A 24461-nucleotide genomic window follows, 5' to 3' on the forward strand; every position below is an offset into this window, starting at 1 on the left:
ACATGGATCAGAAAAAAGCAAAAATCATGGTTGTGGATGATACGCCTGCCAACCTGAAACTCCTGCACCAGATCCTTACGGCAGAGGGCTACCGGGTTTTTGCCTTTCTCTCGGGCAGTCAGGCCCTGAAGGCCGCTGAAAAAAATCCGCCGGACCTTATTATCCTTGACATCATGATGCCGGACATGGATGGCTTTGGGCTATGCAGAATCCTTAAAAAAGATAACACCCTGAATGCCATCCCCGTGATCTTCATCAGTGCCCTGAATGACACCCAAAACAAAATAAAAGCTTTTTCCGAAGGTGGCGTGGACTATATCGCCAAGCCCTTTCAGGAAGAGGAAGTCCTTGCACGGGTCAGCACCCACCTGAAAATTGTGGGCCTGCAGCAGCACCTTTACCGCCACAACGAAAATCTGGAACAGCTTGTAAAGGAACGTACCCGTGAGCTGGCCCTTGCCAACACAAGGCTTGTGGAGATGACCCGCCTGAAGGACAATTTTCTTTCCATGATTTCCCATGAACTGCGCACACCCGCCAACGGACTTCTCGGACTTGGGGAACTCCTCATTGAAGGCTGCCCGGAGAATGATGAGACGAAGATGTTTGCATCCATGTTCCGGGAAAGCAGCCAGCGCATGAGAAACCTGATTGAGGATGCAGAGCTCATCGTTTCCATGGACATGGCGGTCTGCAACGGCAAAGGAAACATTCTCTTTCCGGAGCTCATGGCAGAGGTAGAGGCATCGCTTCCGGAAATTTCCATGGATATGACACTTTCCCCCAGCCTTTCCTCACGCATTCTGCATATGGACAGGGACCTTCTGCAAAAAACCATGACTACCCTGATGTGTCTTGCCGCATCTTTTTCAAAAAACCGACAATGTGTAAAAATTTCTGTCACCGATACGGAAAATGGCATCAACCTGACATTGCCCATGGACACAGTGATGCTCAGCCAGAATCAGGCAGCATCATTTTTTGACCTCCCATCCCCCGTCCGGGGGGCATCCCAGGCCCAGGAGCTGGGACTTGCACCTGTTGTGGCCCACAGGGTCATAGAAACCTTTGGCGGCAGCCTGCATCTTGTCAAAACCGGGGAGCTTTCCGGTGAAATCCGGGGCTTTCTCCCCTACCCCAAGTGTTGACAGGACCGGAATTTGCATACCCTGCCTCCATAAACACCCTCTGATATACCCGTGGCTCCTGCAGGGTCAAAACCCAAAAAGCCCTTTAAAATGAAGGGGCTCTCAGCCTTAAAGGGGGAGGCTGGACCCGGAAGGCTTCTGTCAACTCTTTCAAAACGGGAAAATTCCATGAAAAAATCCTGGACCATAGGAAAAAAACTCATCACGGCTTTCCTTTCCGTTTCCCCCATTACCCTCTTTGTGGGCCTTGTCAGTTTTGTCAGCATCTTCCGCGTATCCGGTGTGGCAGAAAGCCTTGCCCAAAGCAGCGTACCCGAAATTAAATTCTGCCCATGAGATTCCTGAACCACCGGGGATAGGGCGGGTAGCGCAGGGGAAGATCCAGCCCTGTACGGGTTTGAACAATGCTTTTGTAATGGGAGAAGGTTCTGAATCCCTCTTTGCCGTGGTAGGCCCCCATGCCGCTGGGGCCCACACCTCCGAAGGGCAGATGGTGGGAAGACAGATGCACCAGCGTATCGTTGACACAGGCCCCGCCGGAGGTGGTTTCCCGCAGCACCTTTTCGCAAAAAATTCTGTCTTCGCTGAAAACATAGAGGGCCAGCGGCCTTGGGCGGTTCTGTACAAAGCGGATGGCGCTTTCCATGTCAGAAACGGAAACAAGGGGCAGAATGGGTCCGAAAATTTCTTCCTGCATCACAGGGCTTTCAGCAGACACATTTCCAAGTACTGTGGGCGCAAGAAAACGCTCTTTTCTCTCATGGTTTCCACCCACAAGAACATTCTGATTTTCAAGGAGACCCACCAGCCGGTCAAAGTGCCTTTCATTGATGATGCGGCCATAAAAGGGGCTTTGGGCCGGGTAATCCCCGTAAAAGGCTGCAAGGTATTTTTTTAAGGCTTTGATGAATCGGGGCAGAATGCCTTCTTCCACCAGCACATAATCCGGGGCCACGCAGGTCTGGCCCGCATTCATGAACTTTCCCCACACGATACGCTTTGCCGCCAGTTCCACATGGGCGTCGGCGGCCACAAGGGCCGGGCTTTTCCCCCCAAGCTCCAGGGTAACGGGGGTGAGATGGCGGCTGGCCGCTTCCATGACAATGCGGCCCACGGCTTCTCCGCCGGTGAAAAAAATATGGTCAAAGGCATGGGAGAGCAGTTCTGTTGTTTCCGGAACACCGCCTTCCACAAGGGCCACTTCCTCGGGCAAAAAAGCATCCGAAATGATCTTTGCAAGGATGGCAGATGTGGCAGGAGCCATTTCCGACGGCTTCAGAATCACCGTATTTCCGGCGGCAAGGGCAGGAATGAGGGGCATCAGGGAAAGGTTGAAGGGATAATTCCAGGGTGCGATGATGAGCACCGTTCCCAAGGGCTGGGGCTGGATGCGGCTTTTTGAGCCAAAGAGGGTAAGGGGGGTTGGCACAGACCGGCTTTTCATCCATGAAGAAAGATGCTTCAGGGTGAATTCAATTTCCTTTCTCACTTCCCGGATTTCCGTGAGCAACGCTTCTTCCGGAGATTTGCCAAGGTCTGAAGCCAGTGCTTCCAGAATCTCCCTTTCATGCTGCCTGATACTGTGGCTGAGGGTTTCAAGTCGCTTTTTTCTGGACTGGAGGGTGAGGGTCTTTCCCTCACCAAAGAAAAAACGCTGTTTTGCAATGAGATCTGAAATAAAATTCTTATTTGACATAGAGCCTCCCCATGGATATAAATGACGTTGAGTCATTTATTAAATGACCTCAAGTCATTTGTCAACACGGAAAACCGACAGGAAAAAAATTTGAAAAAACGTGCCATGAATGATGCGGCCAAGGCAAAGCGGCGTCAGGCCATACTGGATACGGCAAGGCATCTTTACGGGGATGGACAGGAGCTTTCCGTTCCCATTGCAGACATTGCTGCGGCTGCGGGGCTGGCCAAGGGAACCTTCTATCTTTACTTCAAAAACCGTGAAACCCTGGATCTTGCTCTGCTGCAGGAGGCTCTGGGCCGCTGCTTTGACGCCCTTGATCTTGCCCTTGAAAAGGGGCTGGGTGCAGAAGCCATTCCGGGCCTTCTCTGCGATGCGGCCATGGACTCCCTGCTGGTGCGCCTTGGAAGCCGTTACAACCTCATCCTCGAAGGCTGCGGGGATTATGAAGCCGTGGTGGATTTCAAGGAGTATCTGAACCTGCGCATGGAAAAAAGTGCTTCTGCCATGGCAGCCATTTTTCCCGGCCTTGGCGAAGCAGCAATCCTTGAGCTTCTCATCGGCAGCTTTTCCACCATGATCGGACTCTGGCAGATGGCCGAACCCGCAGGAATGGCAAAGGATATTCTGGCCGCAAGGGGCTTAAGGCATCTGCAGGTGGATTTTGCTTCCCTCTTTCCCCGGCTGGTGCAGGATCTCTGGACAGGGGCCTTGCTGCGCTACAAAAAGCAGTAGCCCATGAAAACCGGAAACAGCCCCATAGCAAAAGTTCCTGCAATACACCCCAAAAAACATGACCATGAACAATTCCCTTACACCCGACCCTGCACATTGCCAAGTGACCGGACAACCCATGCATTCTCCAAACACCCGAAACCCTTTATTTTAAGGCCTTAAAAAGCAAAAACAAACCATGGCATCTGCTTTGCAAAAGTACCCCACAGACAAAGACCGCCCGTTCCATCCAAAAAAACCGGAATCCCTGTCATTTTTTTTAACACCCTGTAAAAGAAGCCCGGAAAAGAAACCAGCATCCTGTAAAAAAACACGCCACCCTTCTTTTGTTAACATATAAAGAATTCTTCTTTTTACAGCCACAAGCCTAAGCCATAAGACTCCGGCCCCGTATTTGCACAGCACACAGATGAACTGTGCAGGGGGCAATGGGACAGCCTCCCAGCCAAAGGAAGGAAAAACCATGATCCCGTGCCTATACATTCTTTTTGCGGATCCCAACCCCCACATATGCCAGCTTCTCCAGAGGGAACTCCGCATGCTGCCCTGCAAAGCACTGGCTTTCTGTACAGGATATGCTCTCATGGAAAGAATTCAGCAGGATACAAAAAATGGCATTACACCGGATCTTGTGGTACTGGATCCGGATCTGGCGGATATCCGCAGGGAAGACCTGCTGGCAGCCCTGCACATGCAGCTTCCCACAACACCGCTGGTACTGCATTCCCTCCATGCAGAACAAAGACACCGCATGGATATGCCCCTGCCGCCCCTCCTGATTTTTATTGAAAAAAACAGCGGCAGCCATATCCGTATCCGCAGGCTCATTGAAACCCGCATACAATGGCAGGGGGATCATTAAAAATGAAAAAAACCAAACCAGACACACTTTCTTTTATACCGTTTCCCTCGGCACATGGAGAAGCCATAAAACCCCATGATGCCTACGCAAGGCTTGCCCGGCGTATGGTCATCACATCCCTTTTTATCAGCCTTGCCCCCCTCCTCCTGGTGCTGGCCATTACCCTGAACAGGTATGACAGCACCACAAGGGAAAAAATATACAATAACCTCAGTGCCGTTGTGGAACACAACCGTGCTGAGATTGATGCTTTTCTAAAGGAAAAAACATCCAACCTCCAGAGTCTCATCCTTTTTTCACCTCCGGAGGTTTTGCAGGAGCCCGGTGTCATGGAATCCCATCTCCGCAGACTACGGCGGGTATATGGCCCTGTTTTTGAAGATATCGGCCTGGTCTCCGCAACCACAGGCATCCTTACAAGCTATGCAGGTCCCTTCAGGCTGGGTGCTGCGGATTACAGTCAGGCCGAATGGTATCTGGAATTTCTTCAGAGCAATCAAACCCATGCCGTAAGTGATGTTTTCCTTGGCCTGCGCGGCATGCCCCACTTCATTATCATGGTTAAAGCCATTGATAACAATGGAAAGCCATGGATACTCCGGGCCACCATTGATTTTGAATCCTTTAACACCATTGTCCGGAATCTCAGGATCGGCGAAAGGGGTTTTGTCACCATCCTTAACCGTCAGGGCGAGCTGCAGACCCGGCCCCTTCAGGATATCTCCCCCCACACCGAAGTGTACCAGAAGCTTTTAAACAGCCCCTCCGGAGATGCTCTCATTTTTCATCAGGCCAAAGATAAAAACGGCCATAACCAGATTTATGTGGCAGGTTTTCTGAAAAACGGTGAATGGATGCTGATTTCCCAGCAACCCGAATCCGATGCCTTTTCCGATCTCATCCGGACCCGCAAAATGGGCATTTTCCTCTTTATGGGCTGCACTCTGGTCATTGCCTTTCTGGCCACCCGTTTTTCTAGGCAACTGGTACACGCCCTCCAGAGAAAGGAAGCAGAAAAACAGATGATGAACCGGCAGGTCATTGAAACGGGCAAGCTGGCTTCCATAGGGGAACTTGCCTCGGGCATTGCCCATGAAATCAACAACCCCGTGGCCATTATGGTGGAAGAAGCCGGCTGGATAGACGATCTCCTTGCGGAAGAAAACCCCGATCAGATCAAAAACATGGATGAATTCCGCACCTCCCTCAACCAGATCCGCACCCAGGGCCAGCGCTGCAAGGAAATTACCCGCAAGCTCCTCACCTTTGCCCGGAAATCCGAATCCAGCAACGAAGCCCTTCTGATCAATGACATGATCCGGGAAGTGCTTCCCCTCTGCGAACCAAGGGCCCGCTATGCCCAGGTGAGCATAGAAACCCGCCTTGCTCCGGATCTGCACAGGGTCATGGCCTCAAGGACCGAGGTACAGCAGGTGATACTCAACCTTGCCAACAATGCCATTGATGCCATGGAAAACGAGGGGGGCAGCCTCTCCTTTGAAACGGTAAATCATGATGATTTTCTGGAGATTCTCATAACAGATACGGGCCCCGGCATACCCGAAGCCAACCTGAAACGCATCTTTGATCCTTTTTTCACCACCAAGCCGGTGGGCAAGGGAACGGGGCTGGGCCTTTCCATCTGTTACGGCATCATTGCCACCATGGGCGGAAAGCTTGAGGTGGAAAGCATGATGGGTGCAGGCACCACCTTCCGGATTCTTCTGCCTGCCATACGGGAAATAAACGTGGATGAAGAAAATTCCTTTCACGAATCATAAACAGAGTCAAAAACCTTTAACGCCATCGGCAAGGAGTGAAAATCATGATTAAAAGAAAAGTTCTTCTCACAGATGATGAAACCGGCTTTGTGGAAACCCTTTCCAAACGACTGGAAAAAAGGGATTTCCGGCTGGCTGCCGCCTTTTCAGGAGACGAGGCCCTCAGGGTTCTGGCGGAAAACCCCTGGGTGGATGTGGTCATTCTTGACGTAAAAATGCCCGGCATGGACGGCATTGAAACCCTAAGCCGCATCAAGCTGGAGTTTCCCCTGGTGGAAGTCATCATGCTCACAGGCCATGCCACGGTGGAAACGGCCATCGACGGCATGAAAAAAGGTGCCTTTGATTATCTCATGAAACCCTGTGACATCGATATCCTCACGGCCAAGGTGGATGAAGCCACCGCAAGGAAAAAGGCCCATGAGGAAAAAATTGTGAGTGCAAAAGCCATGGCCATCGCCAACCAGAGGGGGGACTGATGCCTGAAGCCTGCCGTCTGCTCCTCGTGGACGATGAATCCGGCTATGTCCGTGTTCTGGGAAACCGTCTGGAAAAAAGGGGCTTTTCCGTGCTTCGGGCCACCAGCGGTGCCGATGCCATCCGTCTTCTCCGCCATGATACTGCGGATGTGGCCATACTGGATCTGAAGATGGAAGATATGGACGGCTTGGATGTACTGAAAATTTTCCAGCGCATGGCCCCGGAAACCGCCGTTATCATGCTCACCGGTCACGGCAGCGAAGAAGCCAGAAAAGAGGCCCTGAAGGCAGGGGCCTCCGACTATCTGACCAAACCCTGTGAACTGGAAACCATGCTGGAAGCCATCAACAGAATCCTTGACATAAGGGGATAGGCCATGCCCAACACCGGAAGACGTTACCATGATGTTTCCCTTGTGCTGGTGGACGATGAACAGGCCTTCCGCGAAGCCCTGGCCAGACGCCTTGAGAAACGAAATCTGAAGGTTTTCCCCACGGGTTCTGCCCGTGAGGCCATGGCCCTGCTGGAAACAGAAAATGCGGACGTGGTGGTTTCCGACATACGCATGCCGGAACAGGACGGGCTCAGTCTCATGGCCCGAATCCGGGAGATTTACCCTGACATGGAGGTGATTCTCTTAACGGGTCAGGGGGATATCCGGGAGGGGGTTGAGGGGATCAGGGCCGGTGCCTTTGACTACATCACCAAGCCTGTGGAGATCGACCACATAGAAAGCAAGATCTTTCAGGCTGCGGCAGCGGTGCGCCGCCGCAGGGAAAGGAAGGCCGAAGGTGAAATCCGCAAAGAGCTTGAGGAAAGGGCCATTCAGGCAGAAAAACTTGCCACCGTGGGCACCCTTGCCACGGGCGTTGCCCATGAGATCAACAATCCCCTTGCCATCATCAATGAAGCGGCAGGGTGGATAGGGCAGGTGATGGACCGGCCTTCCATGCAGGATCTTCCGGAAAAAGCCAGCCTGAAACGGGCCTCGGATGTCATACAGACCGCCGTGGAAAGGGCAAGGCGCATTACCCACCAGCTTCTGGGCATGGTCCGCAGGGAGGCCGAAGCCCCCGGACCCTGTGACATGCCTGCCTTTCTTCAGGAAGTGGCCTCCCTGAGCCGTACCATCCATCCTGAAAGTGAAGTCACCATTGTGGTGGAAAACGGTCCGGAACTCACCCTTTTTACCGATCCCCACAGGCTTCGGCAGATCCTTGTAAATCTTGTGGAAAACGCCATACAGGCCATGCCAAAAGGCGGCTGCGTCAGTCTTTCCGCCTTTGCACCGGAAAAGGAAAAAATATCCATACAGATCAAAGACACGGGCCCCGGTATCCCTGAAAGCGTAAAAAAGAGAATTTTTGATCCCTTTTACACCACAAAGCCCCAGGGCAAGGGTACGGGTCTTGGCCTTTACCTCTGCCGGGATCTGGCCCATCAGCTGGGCGGAGAGCTTGTGGTTTCCAGTCGGCCCGGGGAAGGAGCCTCCTTTATCCTCACCCTTCCCGGAGTACTGCCAAAAACGGCATCCACCTGACAAACCTCACCCATAAAAAAACACAGGGAGGTTTCCTTATCCCCTGAATAACGAAATAACCGGAGGATTCATGATTTCCACCTTATCCATGCCCCGCATCCGGGGAGATCTTTTCGGAGGACTGACCGCAGGAGTTGTGGCCCTTCCCCTGGCCCTGGCCTTTGGTGTGGCTTCGGGAGCCGGAGCTGCAGCAGGCTTATACGGAGCCATCATGCTGGGCCTGATTGCTGCTCTGGCGGGCGGAACGAAAATGCAGATCTCCGGCCCTACCGGCCCCATGACCGTGGTTTTTGCTGCCATTCTCATATCCATGGAGGGAAACATTGCCATGGTCATGGGTGCCGTTCTTGTCTGTGGTGTGGTACAGATCCTGCTTGGCCTCAGCAAGACCGGAGCCCTTGTCAAATTTATTCCCTACCCGGTGGTATCGGGTTTCATGAGCGGCATCGGGCTCATCATTATCCTTCTTCAGATTGCTCCGCTGCTGGGCGCACCCTCACAGGCTTCACCCACGGGTGCAATTTTTGCCATACCTGAAACCTTAATGTCCATTAATTTTCAGGCGGCCTTTCTATCCCTCCTTACCCTGCTCATTGTTTTCCTGACTCCCATGAGCATCAGCCGTATTCTCCCCTCTCCCCTGCTGGCCCTCATCAGCGTAACCCTCATCTCCATTGCAGCGGGCTTCAAAGTGCCTGTCATAGGAGAAATTCCCATGGGGCTACCGGACCTCACCCTGCCTCTCTTCAGCATGGAAACCCTGAAGCCCGTGATTGTTGCAGGCGTTACCCTTGCCCTTCTCGGCAGCATAGACAGCCTTCTCACCTCCCTTGTGGCGGACTCCGTAACAGGTACCCGCCACAACTCCAACCGGGAGCTTGTGGGGCAGGGCCTTGGCAATACCCTATGCGCATTTGTGGGGGGGATTCCCGGAGCCGGAGCCACCATGCGCACAGTCGTGAATATCAAAGCAGGGGGAAGTACACGCATCAGCGGCGTCACCCATGCGGTTTTTCTTCTGATTCTTCTTCTGGGCGCCGCACCTCTGGCCCAGAACATTCCTCTGGCCGTTCTTGCAGGCATCCTCATCAAAGTAGGACTGGATATTCTGGACTACCGTTTTATCAAACTTCTTAAAACAGCCCCCAAAGATGATCTCATGGTCATGACCGCAGTCTTTGTACTCACGGTTTTTGTGGATCTCATCATTGCCGTAGGAGTGGGGGTTCTCTTTTCCATGGCACTGATCACCAAAAGGGTCAGCAGTCAGGCCCGCGTCAGCATCTGGCCCGATGACGAGAGTGCCACCAGCCGTATGCAGGGACAAGTAAGGGTACTTGAAATTCAGGGAGCTTTTTTCTTCGGATCCACCAGTCGCCTCACGGACAATGTGGATCAGGTAATGGGTACAAAGGTCATCATTTTCAACTGCAGTCGCATCCCCTTCATTGACCTGAGTGCCGTTTTTGCGCTGGAGGAAACCATTGAACGGCTCAAAGCCTCAAAAATCACCTCCCTTGTGGTCATGCCCCCGCAAATCAGGGCACAGCTCATCAACCTGAACCATGAAGGACTTCCATCCCAGATAATATTTCCGGACCTTAAAAGCGCACTCATGGAAGCAGAAATCTTTACGCAGCCTGAAAAAAGCCCCAAAGCTCTGGTCCCCGGTGCCCGTATTCTGCTGGTGGATGATGAAAAGGACTTCACGGAAATGCTTGCTCTGCGCCTTGAAGAAAGGGGACACATTATTTCCCTTGCCCACGACGGCAGGGAAGGACTGAACCTTCTTAGGGAAAAGCCACAGGATGTGGTTGTACTGGATCTCCGCATGCCCGGGATGGGCGGACTTGAGGTACTGGCAGAGTTGAAAAAAGAGTTTCCCTCCGTAGAGGTTATTCTTCTCACAGGCCACGGAAGCGAAGAAAGTGCCGTTCAGGGTATGCGCATGGGAGCCTTTGACTACCTCCTTAAACCCGCAGAATTTTCAGAACTTCTGGATAAAATCAAGGCCGCCCGAAGGCGCAAGGTCAGCCAGGAAGAGCGTATACGTCAGGCAGAAGCAAGACTTATATCTCCCCGGACTCCCCAAAGTACGGATCTGCAGCATCAGGAAAACTAATATTCTGACCTGCCGTTTCTTGAGTACCTGAGGCATTGCTCAAGAAACGGCACTGATTTATCGGGACAGGTCGAAGCAGCTCAAAGTACAATTTTTGCACTGTCCTGGTATTTTACTGGAGTTTTTCCGCTTTTTCTCTGCTTCCCTTCCTGCAATTCTATCCGTCATACATTCCTCAAAGACATAATGAAACATACCTGTTTCTTTCGCCATCCACCTTTACAGCCCGGGCCGTGTCGATAAAAATGAATACTGCAATACCCTTAGCCCTCACAGACAAAACCCCATTCGCCTGTCCTGAACAGCATTTATAAAAAAATAGACTTCCTTATTTTTCCGTGCTATCAGATTTTCCTAACCTGATCATGAAATGTTCTTATCAAATTAAATATAGCCAGATAAGACGCTTCATATGCAGATGAACTATAGGCATCTTTCCTTCAGAGGAAGCATGCCTGTATGTATTTTATTTCAACTTTTTTCAAAAGGAAACCTTGATATTTATGAAAAAAACCTTTTTAAACCAAGCATCCCCCACACAAGGGCGCAATTCTTTTCACAGAAAAATCTGTATTCCCGAAATGCCATTCCGTAAAACCAAAGGAATGTCTTTCGGTAATTTAATCATTCATGCCTGAGCTAAAACCGCCTTTTTTGCCCCTTTCGTCAGGCCCGAATTTATCCCTTTCATGCCACTGTGCAAAATAGGATCAAAATTCCCGCCTCCCCTGAACGGAACAAAAAATCCTGGTTTTCATCCGGGCACCCTGTACTCATACAACATTGATGAAGGATTCGGAGAGAACACCATGACTAACACCTTTTCCACCAAAACCCTCCGGGGAGATCTTTTCGGCGGACTCACCGCCGGCATTGTCGCCCTCCCCCTTGCCCTTGCCTTTGGCGTTGCTTCCGGTGCAGGAGCCGCCGCAGGCCTTTACGGAGCCATCATGCTGGGCATGGTGGCCGCCATTTTTGGCGGTACCCGCACCCAGATATCCGGCCCCACAGGCCCCATGACCGTTGTATTTGCATCCATTCTCGTGGCTGTAGGCGGTGACCTTGCCACGGCCATGTCTGCTGTACTCATTGCCGGACTTATCCAGATCATCATGGGCTGCGTAAAGGTTGGCGGCCTCGTGCGCTTTATCCCCTACCCTGTGATATCCGGTTTTATGAGCGGCATCGGCATTATCATCATTCTGCTGCAGATAGCCCCTCTAATGGGAACATCTCCCAAAACGTCACCCTTCCTTGCCATCATGACACTGCCCTCCACCCTTATGGCCCTTAATTTTCAGGCACTGATACTGGGCGGGCTGACCCTGCTCATCGTTTTTTTTACTCCCATGCGCATCAGCCGGATAATTCCATCCCCTCTGATTGCCCTGATCGCCATAACCCTTCTCTCCATGGGACTGGGCTTCAAGGTTCCCGTCATCGGTGAAATTCCCCTTGGACTTCCTGAATTTATCATGCCAGCCTTCTGTCTCCAGGCATGGACCACCATCCTTGTTCTGGGCATTACCCTTGCCCTTCTGGGAAGCATTGACTCCCTGCTTACTTCCCTTGTGGCAGACTCGGTCACAGGCACCCGCCATAAACCCAACCGGGAACTGATCGGTCAGGGTCTGGGAAATATGATGTGTTCCTTTGTGGGGGGCCTTCCCGGCGCAGGCGCCACCATGCGCACGGTGGTCAACATCAAGGCAGGTGGACAGACAAGAATCAGCGGTGTCACCCATGCAAGCCTTCTGCTCATCCTTCTTCTGGGAGCCGCGCCCCTGGCCACCAACATCCCCATGGCGGTTCTTGCGGGTATTCTCATCAAAGTCGGCGTTGATATTCTGGACTACAAGCTCCTTCGCCTCATAAAAACCGCTCCACGGACAGACCTTTCCGTTATGGCCGTGGTTTTCGGACTCACGGTGTTTGTGGATCTCATCATTGCCGTGGGCGCAGGCGTTTTCATGTCTATGGGTATGATCATCCACCGTATGGTCCGGCAGGCCAACTTCAAAATTTACCCTCTGGATAACACCCGATCCGATGCCATGGAAGGCAGAATCCGTATCCTTGAAATAAACGGCCCCTTTTTCTTCGGTTCCATGAGCAAGCTTGTGGATGAAGTGGACACGGTACTGGATACAAAGGTAATTATTTTTGATTGCCGCAAGGTTCCCTTCATTGACCTGAGTGCTATTTTTGCTCTGGAAGAAATTATTCTCCGCCTTAAGAGCTCGCACATTCAAACCTTCATTGTACTAAGTGAAGTACTCCGAAATGAACTTGTGCATCTCCACGACAAAGATCTTCCCGAAGAAATTCTCTTTGTGGATTTTGAAAACGCACTGGAAGAAGCAAGAAAAATAGATAAAAAATAAACGCTTCATATTTTTTTCTGACCCCTCCTTTTAAAACACGGAGCAGATCGTGCAAAATATGCACCCGGATATTCTGCCTTCTGCTCCGTGCTCCTCCCATGTCCTTTCATTTTCAGGCCTGCTATCCCTTAGCGCCATTTATCAGACACCCAGCAACCACTGCATGAACTACAAGCATTCTTTGCACACCATATAAGCCGGAGGTCTTCTCCAGTCTCTGATACAAAATCCCTTTACCTTTGGTGCAGTAAATCAGCCTGAATGACTCCTGCACTGATCCGACAGCTTATCGGCCTGCGGCAGCCACTTCCGCTCATTAGAAAAAACTGCAGTCCTGTTCCGGCACGGAAAAAAACATCAAAAAATACTTTGTTTACAACAAAACCATGGTATAATGATCAGAATTCCGGTTTACGGCAACGGATCTGTATTTGACAGCATGATATCAAAATACTAAAGATGTGCGTCGCATGACAACATCCCCGTTGATACCGATGACGGAAATTCATCCGGCCGGTGTCATTTCCGGGGCGAAAAGCATTATATAAGGAGGACGTACAATGACTGAAGGGAAGGTCATGAACCGGTGGCTTGTGGTGATGGGTGCCATCATGGTTCAGATGTGTCTGGGGGCAATCTACGCCTGGTCCGTGTTCACGGGAGCACTGCAGGATGCCGGTTGGACGGCGGCCCAGACACAGGTGGTATTTTCCGTGGCACTGGTTTCCTATGCCCTGTCCATGGTGGGTGCAGGCTTCAAGCTGAATACGGTGGGCCCCCGAAATATGGCCATACTGGGCGGTCTGATTCTCGGTACCGGCTATGTGATTGCAGGCCTTTTCGGTGGCACAAACTTCTGGATACTGCTGATTTTCATCGGTATTGTGGGCGGTACAGGTATTGGTGTAGGCTATGTGGTACCCATTGCCGTGGGCATGCGCTGGTTTCCCGATAAAAAGGGTCTCATCACTGGCCTTGCCGTAGCAGGCTTCGGCCTCGGTGCCATGCTCTGGGTCAAGCTTGCGGGAAGCATGGGTAACCTCATTGCCAATTTCGGCTTAGGCACCACTTTCATTATTCTCGGCATCACCTTTGCCGTTTTTGTTACCATCGGCGGGATGTTCATGGTCTTCCCTCCCGAAGGCTGGCTGCCCGCAGGCTATACACCTGAGACCAGCTCTGCCGGAGGAACCAGCAGTGTGGCTGTGGAATTCGGTGCCGGTGAAATGGTAAAAACCCCGCAGTTCTGGATGATCTTTTTCACCTTTGCCTTCCTTGCCAGTGCAGGCCTCATGAGCATCGGCCTCATGCAGCTTTATCCCATGGAAGCCCTCATGGCCAATGGCATGGACAGGGTTTCGGCCATGGCCGTTGCGGGAACCGCCATGGCTGTCTTCTTTTCCATCGCCAATGCCGCAGGCCGCGTGGTATGGGGCATGATCTCCGATGTTCTGGGCCGTAAAAACTCCATGGTCATCCTTGCCTTCTCCCAGGGTCTCGTGGTCATGGCCTTTACCTATATGGCCGGAACACCGGCCCTTCTCTACCTCGGCGCCACCCTCATCGGTTTCAACTTCGGTGGCGGTCTTGCCCTCTTCCCCACCCTGACAGCGGACACCTTCGGTACCCAGAGTGTGGGCAGAAACTACCCCCTCATTTTCCTTGCCTATGGCGCAGGCGCCCTGCTGGGTCCCAACCTCGGCGGCATTCTGGGGGGCATGGGGAAATTTGGAATGGCCTTCACCATCTGCGGTATCCTCTGTCTCATGGGCGGTATCCTTACCATGATGCTGCGCGCCCCTGAAAAAAAAACGGATGAGGCCGTAGAAGCCGAAATGGAAGCCGCATAAAAGATGGATTCATCCGTAAGATAATTTTCATAAAAACAAGACCTAATGCCTCCTTCTCCACCGGGAAAGGGAGGCCGGGTGAAGATTCAAAGCAAACGGTCAGCCTCCCCTGAAAGGGAGACTGACCGTTTGTTTATGCGTAACTGTTCAGCACAGTTTTCCAAAACTACGCAAGCCAGATGCACAGGCTCCAGGCTATTTGCCCGTGACGCAATCTTATTCGGGAGCTTCTTGCCCTGTGCGGAAGCGGCAAAAACTCGCCGCCACAGGCAGGATAAGCTTTTTGATTACCATGGCAGGCTTAAGCACGCTGCCTTTGTGGCGGCTCAGACAGTTTGCCGCTTCTTTCGCACAGGCCTGCAAAGCTCTGATCCGAAACGATTGCAATGTCACTTGCAAATAGCCACGGAGCCTTGCAGCAGTACGAAGCTGCTGCAATTTTAGCATCGGCAGTTCGGAATAAACCATGCTGAATAATTAGGTTTATGTTTAACAAGCCTGCCCAGATACAGAACTGTCAGATCTCAGGAACAAAGGGCAGGGCAAAGGTCATGGTGGCCGTGTAGCTGATGCTCTCACATTTTAAAGCCTTCTCACCCGTGGCGGGAAAACTCCGGCTGGCCGTTACGATCCAGGGACCGTAAAATTCTTCCAGCGTCAGCTTTGCCATGCCTGCGGCATTGGAGCGGGTTTTTTCTGTCCGGGCATTGGGCGCCACAAGGTTGCTTGCCGTCACTTCATAATCCGCTGCGGGCTTGCCATCCACCAGCACCCTGACCTCAAGGCTGTCCCCCGGCTGCAGGCGGTTGGGATTGACCATGGGCACAATTTCCACCTTCTGCCCTATGGGTGTTGCAAAGGGATTGCTGTCCGGTCCGTCTAAGGGAAGGGTCCGCTGGGGCAGAACAGAAACCAGGGCCTTGGCATATTTTTCATAATAGATCTGGTGAAAATCCTTTTTCCCTTCCACAGGACCATAAAAGGCTGGTTTTGTATGGGCCGCAAAAACCCTGGCTCCCGGCGTATGCATATCCACACGCAATGCCCGGAAACCCTCACTGCCCACCTCCATGGGAATACGGCTGCCATCGGGCTCTATGCGCTCCAGCCCGCCCCAGACCCTGTCCGAGATAAAATCCGCCACCGGATAACTGTGGCCCCACCCGAAATAAACAACGGTCTTGGCCCTTGGCGTGGGTGCATACTTGGCGTGCTGCCAGAGGGCAGGCGTATAATCGGTCATATTGATCCACAGATCATGGGCAAAAACCTGGGATACCATCAGGCCCAGTCCCATAAATATGCCCGCCATCAACTTTCCTGCTTTTTTCTTCATCACCTTCTCCTTTTTTAGTTTAAGCGAAAAATCTAAAACAATGCCTACATTTCTGTTTTTTAAAAGTCAATTTGTTTTTGAATTGTAAAAATAAACTTTACACATACAAATTCTTTCCCCAAACCAATATTTTCAGCCATGGAAACCTGAATCAGAAAGATGACAGGAAGAGGCCCTGTGCCTTTGGCGGTCTCCCCTGAAGGACTCCTTCCCCATATCTTCCGGCTTTTCATCCAGTGATTTTGTAAACCGGATCTTTGCAAACTTAAACAATCTTTACAGATATAAATTATTTAGCCTAGACAAATTTTATTCTTGACTTCGCATACCACCCCGACTATCTCTTCCCGAATTGACAGAGGGATTTCCACGGCTCCCCATTCCGGGGCCTGAGCACAGGCAAAAAAATGACCCACATTTTTAAAAGGTTTTTTTACCCATGAAAAAACGATGCCCCGCAGCAAGTCTTCCGCCCATGCAAAAATCCCGCAGGGGCAGGTGCTTTTTTCCACTGCTGCTTGCCCTTATCTTTTTTCTTCCCATGGCAAGCCCTGCAGACCCCGGCTTTCTTTTCCTTGAACCCGGCCCTGAAATGCGACGTTCCGGTGGGGGCAATACCCAGGGGGGCGGCCATGGTACAGGTATGGGTATGCAGAGAAAAAAAGAGGGGCAGGAAGCATCGGAAAATGAAAGGCAGGCCGACAGCAAAAAAACGGGAATGGAGGAAAAGGAAGAAAAAAGCGCCATGAAATCCAAGGGAAAGGGGCATCCCGGATCAGCGGCTCCGGAATCGGAAAAAGGAGAAAAAAAAGAACGGGAAAAAAGGGCAGCCATGTCCCACCCCGCCCACTATACCCTGCTTCTGGGCTGGCCACCTGCCATGAAAGCCCAAGCCCCGGAGGATCTTCTCAGGGCAGAGACGGCCATCCTGAGACCGGATCTTTCCAGAGAGATTCTTACACCACAGAAAGAAGGCCCCGCCATCCGCATCCGGGATGCGGCCCTGATTCAGGGGACCTACCACATCAGCGCATCACTGGAAAAAACCGACGATGAGGGCAGGATATTCAGGCTTTTCACCACAGCTTCCATGCGCAACACAGGAGAAAAGACAGATCCTCCCGAAAAAAATCCGGAAACTGCCCTTGAAGCCCATCTGCCATGGTTTTCCATGGAAGACCTGAGTCCGGATCCCGGCAACAACTTTGCAAGAATTCACAGAAAATATACGGGCGACACCCTGCCCCTGAGAATCCGGCTGGGGGGCATGCCCGTACCGGACCTTCCCGTTACCCTCACCACGGCAGAGGGCTGGCAGCAGACCCTGCACACGGATGAGGCCGGTCAGGTCAAGTTCATCCTGATCAAAGAACGCTTCCATGACAAAGGTGTGAACAAAGCCCCCATTACCTTTTATGCAAGGGCAGAACTGGACAGCCGTTCCGAAAAGCATCTGGAGATCATAAAAAGCGTCCGACCGGATGCCGGTGACAATCCCCCCGCTGGAACAGAGATTCTACGCACCTCCCTTGCCCTGACCGTTCATCCCACGCCCCTGGACTGGGAAAGCCGGGCCGCAGGATTTTACACCCTGATTCTCACGGGCCTTGTCATCGGGCTGGGTACGGCCATCCGGAGAAGAAAACGGAGGGGAAGATGGTTCTGATACGGCCCCCATCAAGTGCTTGTCTCTGCAAGGAAATACCTGTTTTTTCGATTGTCCGGAGGAAAAAACCATGCGCGTAGACCGTATCCGCCTCTTTGTTCAGGCCCTGTGTTTTGTTTTTCTCATCTATGGCGGCCTTACCATATTCTCCATTGGCACTGCCATTCCCACCATGGCCTGCATTTATGCGGAAAACCGGGGAGGCTCCTGCTTTCTTTATCCTTTTCAGCGCTTTCTCTCCATGCCCTGGGCCATGCTCTTCGGCAGTGCAGCCACAGCCTTTCTCATCTATCTGGGCACCTTTTTCCTGTGGGCGCTGGTTTTTGGTAAAACCTTCTGCGGCTGGATATGCCCCTTGGGTTTTCTTCAGGATCTCATCACAAAAATCCGGGAATGGGTGGGCATTGACGGCTCCCGCTTTGCCTGGAAAACACGGGACCGCTTCCAGTGGGTGAAGTATGCCCTTCTGGCACTGCTCATCCTTTTACCCATGGGCATAGGAAACAGCCTCCTCGGGCTGCCCAGATTCACGCCGGATCTGGCCGTTCCCTTCTGCCAGATCTGTCCGGGTAAACCCCTCATCCCCCTCTTTGAAGGCGACCTCAGCCATCTGATCATTGATTTTTCCAGCACCACAAAACTTGTTCTCTCAAGCCTTTCCATGCTCATTGCAGGACTTTTCCTTGTGGGAGGCTTTGTCAAACGCCGCTACATCTGTGCCTTCTGCCCCATGGCGGCCCTGCTCTCCCTCTTTGACCGTATCGGCTTTGTGGGACTTAAAAAAAAAGGAGAAGCCTGCACCTGCTGCGGCAACTGCTTCAGGGCCTGCCCCATGGAAATCCGGGAGATCGCCGAGCTCCGGGACAAAAAACACATGGTCACCCAGGACTGCATGCTCTGCATGCGCTGCATTGAAGTCTGCCCGGAAAACAAGGCACTGACGGCCACCATCATAGGACTGCCCGTTTTTTCCGCATCCGCCGAAGGCTTCCTGAAACGCCAGAATAAAACAGCTTCAGCAGGAGGCCCCTTCCATGGGGAGACCCCGGCCCTGCAAGATACCGCCACAGACCCAGAAAGTGCTTCCAAATGAAATCTGCCATCATCAAAAAACTGTCTGCCATTTCCGGAAAAAAAAGCCCTGAGGCTGCGGGAAGTCCTGAAGGTTCTTCAAAGGGCTCTCCCGAAGACCGTGTGGCCAGACGCCTGTCCCTGCACATGGCCATGGCCGTGCGGGAAATTTATGACGCCATTGCCATGGAAAAAAACCGGCCCGTATCCATGACCCCCTTTGACACCCTTTTTAAAAACTTTGCCGATGCACCGGAAAAAATTCTGCCCACAGGTCCCAGAAAAAAAATCGGCATCTACTGCATGGCCGTGCCCGAAGAGCTGATCTACGCCGCAGGTGCCCTTCCCGTAAGGCTCTGCGCGGGCAGCGGCGATGCCGCAGAAGCCGGAGAAGCCCTTTTTCCGGACGTCTCCTGCCCCATGGTCAAGGCGGCCACGGGCTTCACCCGCACAGGTGTTCTGCCCATGTACAGGGAATGCGATCTCATCATCATTCCCACCACCTGCGACTGGAAGGTCAAACTGGGGGAGCTGATCTCCCGCCATGTTCCCGTAATGATGCTCTCGGTCCCCAAGTTCAAGGCAGCGGAAAGCTCCCGCAGGTTCTGGTACGCAGAAATCCGCAGACTGATGCATGCACTGGAAAAGGTTACCGGAAAACGCATCACCAGAAAAAAACTGAGGGCCGCCATGGATATGATGCACAAGGCCCAGCAGGAATTCAGAAGGCTGCAGACCCTGCGCATGGATGACCTTTCCCTTATCCGGGGCAGGGATGCGGCTGCCGTGGCCAATGCCTGGTTCTATATGGACGGAGCCGACTGGACCCTTGCTGCAAGAAATCTCAATGAAGAGCTTCTGGAAAGAAAAGAAAAGGGCATCGGCACAGCTCCCAGAACGGCCCCCCGCATTCTGCTCACCGGCTCCCCTGTGATTTTTCCCAACTGGAAAATACCGGATCTCATTGAAAATGCAGGCGGCACCCTCACCTGTGACGAGTTGTGCAGCTCCGGCAGGCTGCTCTGGGACATGGCCTGCATCGACGAACCCCTTTTTGACGATATGCTGGATGCTCTGGCGGACCGCTGTCTCCTGCCCTGCACCTGCCCCGTGTTCACGGACAGGGAAGACCGTAAAACCAGACTTTTCAGAATGATCAAAGACTACCGGGTGGAAGGGGTGGTGCATCACGTACTGAAAGGGTGCCATCCCTATGACATGGAACTGCGGCCCTTAGAGGCGGAGCTTGCTGCGGCAGGGGTTTCACAGCTCAAGATAGAAACGGACTACAGTCCCGAAGATACGGAACCCCTGCGCACCCGTGTGGAAGCCTTTGTGGAAACCCTTAAGGGCAGACGGCTGCGCATGGGAAAAAGCGCATAACCCAAGTCCACCAGAATAGTGACCATACTTCTGAAGGCTTCGTTTAAATGGCTGCAAAATGGATATGTAGTACCCATAAAAAATCACTTCGCTTGATTTCATTGGATTTTCATAAAAAAAATGACGGGCTTGGGATAGAAAAAATGCATAGAGAGGACGCATAGAAAGGAGGACATATGGATCTTTACCTTGGCATAGACATCGGCTCCACCACCACCAAAATTGCCCTCATGGATACCGAAGGCCTTATGGGAAGCCGGGTGCAGTCCACGGGAGTACACTGCGGTGACACCGTGGAAACCGCCCTGAAGGATCTTCTCCGTGAAACCGGTCTGCGGCGGGAAGACATCCGCAAAACCGTGGCCACGGGCTATGGCCGCCGCCTCATTCCCTTTGCCGATGAGGTGATCAGTGAAATTACGGCCAATGTCCGGGGAACCTCCTGGAGCTGCACGGATCTGGATACGCCGGTACGCACCATCCTCAACATCGGTGGGCAGGACAGCAAGGTCATTGCCGTAGACAGTTTCGGGGTTACGGAAAACTTTGCCATGAATGACAAGTGCGCCGCAGGAACGGGCCGTTTTCTGGAAACCGTGGCAAGGATACTGGAAATCAACATGACAGACTTAGGCCCCCTTTCCATGGAAGCGGAGATCCCCCTGAAAATCAATGCCACCTGTGCCGTGTTTGCGGAATCCGAAATCATCTCCCTCATTGCCCGTAAAAAAGCCCCCTCGGAAATTGCCGCAGGAGCCCACTATGCCATTGCAAGGCGGCTTTCCCGCATGGCACGGCGGGTGGGTGTGACGGAACCCGTGGCCTTTGACGGCGGCCCTGCCCTGAACCGGGGCCTTGTAAAGGCCATAGAAGATGAGCTGGCCCTGGATATCCATGTCCCGGCATGGCCCCAGATCACAACGGCCATCGGTGCCGCCCTTCTGGCAAGGGATGCCCACATGGCGGCCGCCGCATGAGTGCTCTGCCTGCACTTCCCATGGAATTCCCCGCCCTTTTTCTGGCGGGTCTGGCCTTTGGCCTTGGCATCTGCAGCACCTCCTGCCTTCCCCTGATGGGAACCTGCATTCTGGGAAACAGCAGGAAAGCTTCCGATGGCATACTGGCCCTGCTGAGCTTTGTCTGCGGCAGACTGTTCACCGCAGGCCTTATCGGTGCCATTTTCGGCAGGCTGGGGCAGGCGGCCATGGCCCGGCTGGAAACCCCGTCCATGGCACTGGCTTCGGGCCTCTTCACCCTTCTGGCGGGACTCTTTCTCCTGTTCCGGCCACGGTGCAGCGGATGTGCCAGCAGGAAAAGGGCGGCTGCCCCTCCCCTGCTGCTGGGTCTGGCAAGCCCTCTGGTGCCCTGCCTGCCCTATGCGGCCATGATGGCGGCAGCGGCGGCCTCGGGTTCCGCCATGAAGGGTGCGGGCCTTGCCGTGGTTTTCACCCTTGGCACCAGCCTTTCTCCCCTGATTCTGGCCTGCATGGCCATGGGTTGGGTGGGAGCAGGCATGGCCGGAAAACTTCCCCGGCAGATTGAAGGCTTTTCAAGGGCTGCCGGACTGGTGGTGGCCATTTTCGGCATCAAAACCCTGCTGCTGGGTCTGGGGATGGCCTGAGTGCAGAAGCAGGGACCAGATCATCCCTTGCAGGGGCAGGCCCCTGTGCCTCCCCTTCTCCCCTCTTCTGTCGGCGGGTACCCGTAAAGGGTTCCCCTACAAAAAGGGACCATAAAAAACATCCGTAGGGGCACCCCCCCTTGCCTGCCCTACCTGCTCCTTTATGGCGTTGAGGCTGGTTGTGGGTATTGTCCTTAAGGGCTTTAAGGTCGTTAAGGACTTTAAAGAAGATGAGGGTAAAAGCGCATTGCCGAACCCTCAAAACGATATTTTTACACCCCAGTGATCCTTGCGGCCATGGAAGTTCATGCCCTGCATGAACAGCCATCGCCCAGGGTTTTAGTCGCAACTAAACCATTAAGCATGACAAAATTATTTTACATAAAATCTTTAACCTTTCTGATGACCAGCAAGGCTCAGACTGCGTGGTTATCAGATTCACTTTTAAGATATAAAGGAGATGTGGCATGCATTGCAGCAGTTTGAAAAAAACCTTCTTTCCATTTCTGGCAGCAGGTCTTCTGGCCCTGCCCGCCCATGCCTTTCACCCGCCCGAAAGCGAGCTGGAGCAGATTGTGGTCAGTGCCAGCCGCAGCGAACAGCGGGTGGAAGACGCCATCAGTCAGGTTCATGTCATCACCGCAGCGGATATTGAAGCCCGGCAGATCAAAAATGTTCAGGGGCTTTTAAGGGATATCCCCGGCGTTCAGATCAGACAGAACACCGGCTCATGGGGCAATGGCGGCAATGTGCAGCTCATGGGCATGAACCCGGACCAGACCCTTATCCTTGTGGATGGACAGCGCTTCACGGGTGGGCACGGCAGTGTGGATATTTCCTCCATCCCCGTAGAAAACATTGAGCGCATCGAAATCGTCAAAGGCCCCGGTTCCGCCCTCTATGGCTCCGACGCCATGGCCGGTGTCATCCATATCATCACAAAAAAAGCAGGAACAGGAACAGACTTCCGCACCGGCCTCAGCGCAGGCAGCCGGAACCGCTCCCTTGCCACGGCAGGGATGAGCACGGGCAATGAAAACATGGGGCTTCGTCTGGATTACTCCCGCAGCCGCACCACCGGCGTTGATAAAGATGAAGACACCATGGAAAACGAAACCCTTGCCGCAAGCCTCGATTACCGGCCCACAGAAAGGTTCTCCCTGCGTATCCAGCCCTTTTTTTCCCGGCAGACCAATGAAGTTACAGGAGAAGCCAACCGCATTCAGGAACGCAGCCGCCTCAATGCCAGTGCGGATATCCGTCCCGATGCCCTTTCAAAGCTTCAGGTCCGGGGCAGTTATTTTTCCCATGACCACAAAAAAAAGGACAAAAGCTTTGATTCCGTGTCCACCCTCCATGAGTTTGAAACCGCCTATTCCCGCATGGTGGGCCTCCACACCCTGAGTGCAGGCTATGCCTATACGGGGGAGTCCATTGACGACAAACACAAGAATTACACAAAAGACTCCCAGGATACCCATGCTGTTTTCCTGCAGGATGAAATGGACTTCGGCAGGCTTTCCCTCACGGTGGGGGGCCGTGTGGACCACCATGATGAGTGGGGCACAGAGGCCCATCCCAGGGCAGGCCTCCTTTTCCGGGCAACGGACAATCTTCGGTTCAGGGCTTCCGCAGGCACGGCCTTCATGGCCCCCACCCTCCTGAAACTCTATGCCGACGGCTGGCGTATGGGCCCGTGGACCATGCATGCCAACCCCGACCTGAAGCCGGAAAAATCCCTCTCCTATCAGGCAGGCATGGACTATCAGATCCATGAAAGCCTTCTGGTACGGGCAGGCCTCTTCCGCAATGAAATTGATGATCTTGTTGAAACCTTAAGAAACACCCAGGCAAGGACCATGACCTACCGCAACATCAGCGAAGCCCTCACCCAGGGAGCAGAAACCAGCATCATCTGGCGGCCCGTATCCTCCTTTGCCGCCACCCTTGGCTACACCTGGACGGATACGGAAAACAAAGATACGGGAAAAAAACTTCTCGACCGGCCCGAACACAGGGCAACGCTGGATCTGGACTACCATCTGGCACGGCCCGACCTGCGTTTCCGCCTCACCACGGCATGGACAGGGGAACGGGAATATGAAGAACAAATGGCTCAGCACGGCCAGACCCTGACCATAAGAAAAACCCGCAGCGCCTACACCATGGTGGATCTGGCCATTACCCATCATGTCACAAAAAATCTTGAAATATTTACCCGCCTTGAAAACCTCACCAATGAAAAAGACGTTAGCGATGAGCCGGACATCGACGGTACGGAGTGGATGGCGGGCATGAATTTCAGGTTCTGATACTAAAAAATCAGACCCCGCACAGCAGCCCAAAAACATAAAAGGGCTGAATCCCGTTAATTATTGAGGGGTTCAGCCCTTTTCCTTTTCTTTCCCCTGCTTCGGCTCAGCCAGAGTTTACTGTTCCGGTTGTTGTCAGGTCGAAAGGCATGCGGAGAGGTTATGGTGTCATCACTTGCAGAGGGGATGAAATGACCGGATACTTCCAACAGGCACTGTGGGTCTCTTCCTCCCACAGGATCTGCATGAAGGCCCCTTCAAGGCTGTGTTCCGGGGCTTTCCGCCCCATCTGTCCGTTCAAAACCGGACATATCCATACACTTGGGTACAATAATATGATAAGAATTTTTGTGAATATTCCTTTTTCTGTCAAGGGACAAAAATCCCGCAGACGCTTTAAAGGAAGCCACTAGGGGGCATGAAAAATCTTTTTACCAAAACTCTTCTGATTACTATTCTGACTCAGCCACAGCT

General features: G+C 52.9%; 20 protein-coding genes. 18 read left to right on the plus strand and 2 right to left on the minus strand.

All coding sequences use genetic code 11. From position 1 onward, the window contains the following. Positions 1 to 2 precede the first annotated feature (2 nt). Both LZ24_RS05410 and LZ24_RS17155 read left to right on the plus strand, forming a co-directional pair. The gene (locus LZ24_RS05410) at positions 3 to 1148 is read left to right on the plus strand and encodes a hybrid sensor histidine kinase/response regulator (protein WP_144683147.1); all 1146 of its coding nucleotides are present in this window, start codon (positions 3 to 5) and stop codon (positions 1146 to 1148) included. A 168-nt stretch (positions 1149 to 1316) separates the two neighbouring features. After that, entirely contained in the window at positions 1317 to 1484 is a 168-nt protein-coding gene (locus tag LZ24_RS17155; RefSeq protein ID WP_186442948.1) for a hypothetical protein, read from the plus strand. On the opposite strand, the gene LZ24_RS05415 is transcribed toward LZ24_RS17155, so the two are convergent. Continuing rightward, a complete protein-coding gene (locus LZ24_RS05415) occupies positions 1468 to 2844 on the minus strand; it encodes an aldehyde dehydrogenase (RefSeq protein WP_144683150.1) in 1377 nt (458 codons plus the stop codon). The two genes, LZ24_RS17155 and LZ24_RS05415, sit on opposite strands and share 17 nt — an antisense overlap. A 90-nt stretch (positions 2845 to 2934) precedes the next feature. On the opposite strand from LZ24_RS05415, the gene LZ24_RS05420 reads away from it, so the two are divergent. The 10 genes from LZ24_RS05420 (at position 2935) to LZ24_RS05460 (ending at position 14598) form a co-directional block, all read left to right on the plus strand. After that, the gene (locus LZ24_RS05420) at positions 2935 to 3579 is read left to right on the plus strand and encodes a TetR family transcriptional regulator (protein ID WP_186442949.1); all 645 of its coding nucleotides are present in this window, start codon (positions 2935 to 2937) and stop codon (positions 3577 to 3579) included. A gap of 463 nt (positions 3580 to 4042) precedes the next feature. Further along, the gene (locus tag LZ24_RS05425) at positions 4043 to 4441 is read left to right on the plus strand and encodes a hypothetical protein (protein WP_186442950.1); all 399 of its coding nucleotides are present in this window, start codon (positions 4043 to 4045) and stop codon (positions 4439 to 4441) included. Positions 4442 to 4443: 2 nt separating this feature from the next. Further along, positions 4444 to 6222 carry a sensor histidine kinase gene (locus LZ24_RS05430; protein WP_144683159.1) on the plus strand — a complete coding sequence of 593 codons (1779 nt, stop codon included), beginning with the start codon at positions 4444 to 4446 and terminating at the stop codon, positions 6220 to 6222. Between the two features lie 44 nt (positions 6223 to 6266). Beyond that, the gene (locus tag LZ24_RS05435; RefSeq protein ID WP_144683162.1) at positions 6267 to 6701 is read left to right on the plus strand and encodes a response regulator; all 435 of its coding nucleotides are present in this window, start codon (positions 6267 to 6269) and stop codon (positions 6699 to 6701) included. Beyond that, a complete protein-coding gene (locus LZ24_RS05440) occupies positions 6701 to 7075 on the plus strand; it encodes a response regulator (RefSeq protein WP_144683165.1) in 375 nt (124 codons plus the stop codon). Before LZ24_RS05435 ends, LZ24_RS05440 begins: the two co-directional genes overlap by 1 nt. 3 nt (positions 7076 to 7078) lie before the next feature. Next, positions 7079 to 8242, plus strand: coding sequence for a sensor histidine kinase (locus tag LZ24_RS05445; RefSeq protein WP_144683168.1), 1164 nt, complete (start codon positions 7079 to 7081; stop codon positions 8240 to 8242). A gap of 70 nt (positions 8243 to 8312) precedes the next feature. Next, entirely contained in the window at positions 8313 to 10364 is a 2052-nt protein-coding gene (locus tag LZ24_RS05450) for a SulP family inorganic anion transporter (RefSeq protein WP_186442951.1), read from the plus strand. A gap of 503 nt (positions 10365 to 10867) precedes the next feature. Further along, positions 10868 to 11002, plus strand: coding sequence for a hypothetical protein (locus tag LZ24_RS17925; protein ID WP_281282271.1), 135 nt, complete (start codon positions 10868 to 10870; stop codon positions 11000 to 11002). A 171-nt stretch (positions 11003 to 11173) separates the two neighbouring features. After that, on the plus strand, positions 11174 to 12748 hold the full coding sequence (locus tag LZ24_RS05455) for a SulP family inorganic anion transporter (protein WP_144683171.1): 1575 nt from the start codon (positions 11174 to 11176) through the stop codon (positions 12746 to 12748). Between the two features lie 560 nt (positions 12749 to 13308). Beyond that, positions 13309 to 14598, plus strand: coding sequence for an L-lactate MFS transporter (locus LZ24_RS05460; protein WP_144683174.1), 1290 nt, complete (start codon positions 13309 to 13311; stop codon positions 14596 to 14598). A gap of 517 nt (positions 14599 to 15115) precedes the next feature. Here LZ24_RS05460 and LZ24_RS05465 read toward each other — a convergent pair. Next, on the minus strand, positions 15116 to 15934 hold the full coding sequence (locus LZ24_RS05465) for a DUF4198 domain-containing protein (protein WP_144683177.1): 819 nt from the start codon (positions 15932 to 15934) through the stop codon (positions 15116 to 15118). 439 nt (positions 15935 to 16373) lie between these two features. On the opposite strand from LZ24_RS05465, the gene LZ24_RS05470 reads away from it, so the two are divergent. From LZ24_RS05470 to LZ24_RS05495, 6 genes are all read left to right on the plus strand, one after another. Continuing rightward, a complete protein-coding gene (locus tag LZ24_RS05470; protein WP_144683180.1) occupies positions 16374 to 17600 on the plus strand; it encodes a DUF4198 domain-containing protein in 1227 nt (408 codons plus the stop codon). A gap of 70 nt (positions 17601 to 17670) precedes the next feature. Then, the gene (locus LZ24_RS05475) at positions 17671 to 18693 is read left to right on the plus strand and encodes a 4Fe-4S binding protein (protein WP_144683183.1); all 1023 of its coding nucleotides are present in this window, start codon (positions 17671 to 17673) and stop codon (positions 18691 to 18693) included. Continuing rightward, on the plus strand, positions 18690 to 20054 hold the full coding sequence (locus LZ24_RS05480) for a 2-hydroxyacyl-CoA dehydratase family protein (protein WP_144683186.1): 1365 nt from the start codon (positions 18690 to 18692) through the stop codon (positions 20052 to 20054). Before LZ24_RS05475 ends, LZ24_RS05480 begins: the two co-directional genes overlap by 4 nt. A 176-nt stretch (positions 20055 to 20230) precedes the next feature. Further along, positions 20231 to 21031: an acyl-CoA dehydratase activase gene (locus LZ24_RS05485; protein WP_144683189.1), complete on the plus strand. Its 801-nt coding sequence runs from the start codon at positions 20231 to 20233 to the stop codon at positions 21029 to 21031. After that, positions 21028 to 21675, plus strand: coding sequence for an urease accessory protein UreH domain-containing protein (locus LZ24_RS05490; RefSeq protein WP_186442952.1), 648 nt, complete (start codon positions 21028 to 21030; stop codon positions 21673 to 21675). Before LZ24_RS05485 ends, LZ24_RS05490 begins: the two co-directional genes overlap by 4 nt. Positions 21676 to 22142: 467 nt before the next feature. After that, positions 22143 to 23987, plus strand: a complete 1845-nt coding sequence (locus tag LZ24_RS05495; RefSeq protein ID WP_144683195.1) for a TonB-dependent receptor plug domain-containing protein — start codon at positions 22143 to 22145, stop codon at positions 23985 to 23987. The last annotated feature ends 474 nt before the right edge of the window (positions 23988 to 24461 follow it).

It is taken from the genome of Desulfobotulus alkaliphilus, from assembly GCF_007830435.1.
GTDB classification, from domain to species: Bacteria; Desulfobacterota; Desulfobacteria; order Desulfobacterales; family ASO4-4; genus Desulfobotulus; species Desulfobotulus alkaliphilus.

Excerpts from the sequence above, each read along its gene's own strand:
- LZ24_RS05410 (WP_144683147.1), top strand. The coding sequence starts at position 3 with ATGGATCAGAAAAAAGCAAAAATCATGGTTGTGGATGATACGCCTGCC.
- LZ24_RS17155 (WP_186442948.1), top strand. The coding sequence starts at position 1,317 with ATGAAAAAATCCTGGACCATAGGAAAAAAACTCATCACGGCTTTCCTT.
- LZ24_RS05415 (WP_144683150.1), bottom strand. The coding sequence starts at position 2,844 with ATGTCAAATAAGAATTTTATTTCAGATCTCATTGCAAAACAGCGTTTT.
- LZ24_RS05425 (WP_186442950.1), top strand. The coding sequence starts at position 4,043 with ATGATCCCGTGCCTATACATTCTTTTTGCGGATCCCAACCCCCACATA.
- LZ24_RS05430 (WP_144683159.1), top strand. The coding sequence starts at position 4,444 with ATGAAAAAAACCAAACCAGACACACTTTCTTTTATACCGTTTCCCTCG.
- LZ24_RS05435 (WP_144683162.1), top strand. The coding sequence starts at position 6,267 with ATGATTAAAAGAAAAGTTCTTCTCACAGATGATGAAACCGGCTTTGTG.
- LZ24_RS05440 (WP_144683165.1), top strand. The coding sequence starts at position 6,701 with ATGCCTGAAGCCTGCCGTCTGCTCCTCGTGGACGATGAATCCGGCTAT.
- LZ24_RS05445 (WP_144683168.1), top strand. The coding sequence starts at position 7,079 with ATGCCCAACACCGGAAGACGTTACCATGATGTTTCCCTTGTGCTGGTG.
- LZ24_RS05450 (WP_186442951.1), top strand. The coding sequence starts at position 8,313 with ATGATTTCCACCTTATCCATGCCCCGCATCCGGGGAGATCTTTTCGGA.
- LZ24_RS17925 (WP_281282271.1), top strand. The coding sequence starts at position 10,868 with ATGAAAAAAACCTTTTTAAACCAAGCATCCCCCACACAAGGGCGCAAT.
- LZ24_RS05455 (WP_144683171.1), top strand. The coding sequence starts at position 11,174 with ATGACTAACACCTTTTCCACCAAAACCCTCCGGGGAGATCTTTTCGGC.
- LZ24_RS05460 (WP_144683174.1), top strand. The coding sequence starts at position 13,309 with ATGACTGAAGGGAAGGTCATGAACCGGTGGCTTGTGGTGATGGGTGCC.
- LZ24_RS05465 (WP_144683177.1), bottom strand. The coding sequence starts at position 15,934 with ATGAAGAAAAAAGCAGGAAAGTTGATGGCGGGCATATTTATGGGACTG.
- LZ24_RS05470 (WP_144683180.1), top strand. The coding sequence starts at position 16,374 with ATGAAAAAACGATGCCCCGCAGCAAGTCTTCCGCCCATGCAAAAATCC.
- LZ24_RS05475 (WP_144683183.1), top strand. The coding sequence starts at position 17,671 with ATGCGCGTAGACCGTATCCGCCTCTTTGTTCAGGCCCTGTGTTTTGTT.
- LZ24_RS05480 (WP_144683186.1), top strand. The coding sequence starts at position 18,690 with ATGAAATCTGCCATCATCAAAAAACTGTCTGCCATTTCCGGAAAAAAA.
- LZ24_RS05485 (WP_144683189.1), top strand. The coding sequence starts at position 20,231 with ATGGATCTTTACCTTGGCATAGACATCGGCTCCACCACCACCAAAATT.
- LZ24_RS05490 (WP_186442952.1), top strand. The coding sequence starts at position 21,028 with ATGAGTGCTCTGCCTGCACTTCCCATGGAATTCCCCGCCCTTTTTCTG.
- LZ24_RS05495 (WP_144683195.1), top strand. The coding sequence starts at position 22,143 with ATGCATTGCAGCAGTTTGAAAAAAACCTTCTTTCCATTTCTGGCAGCA.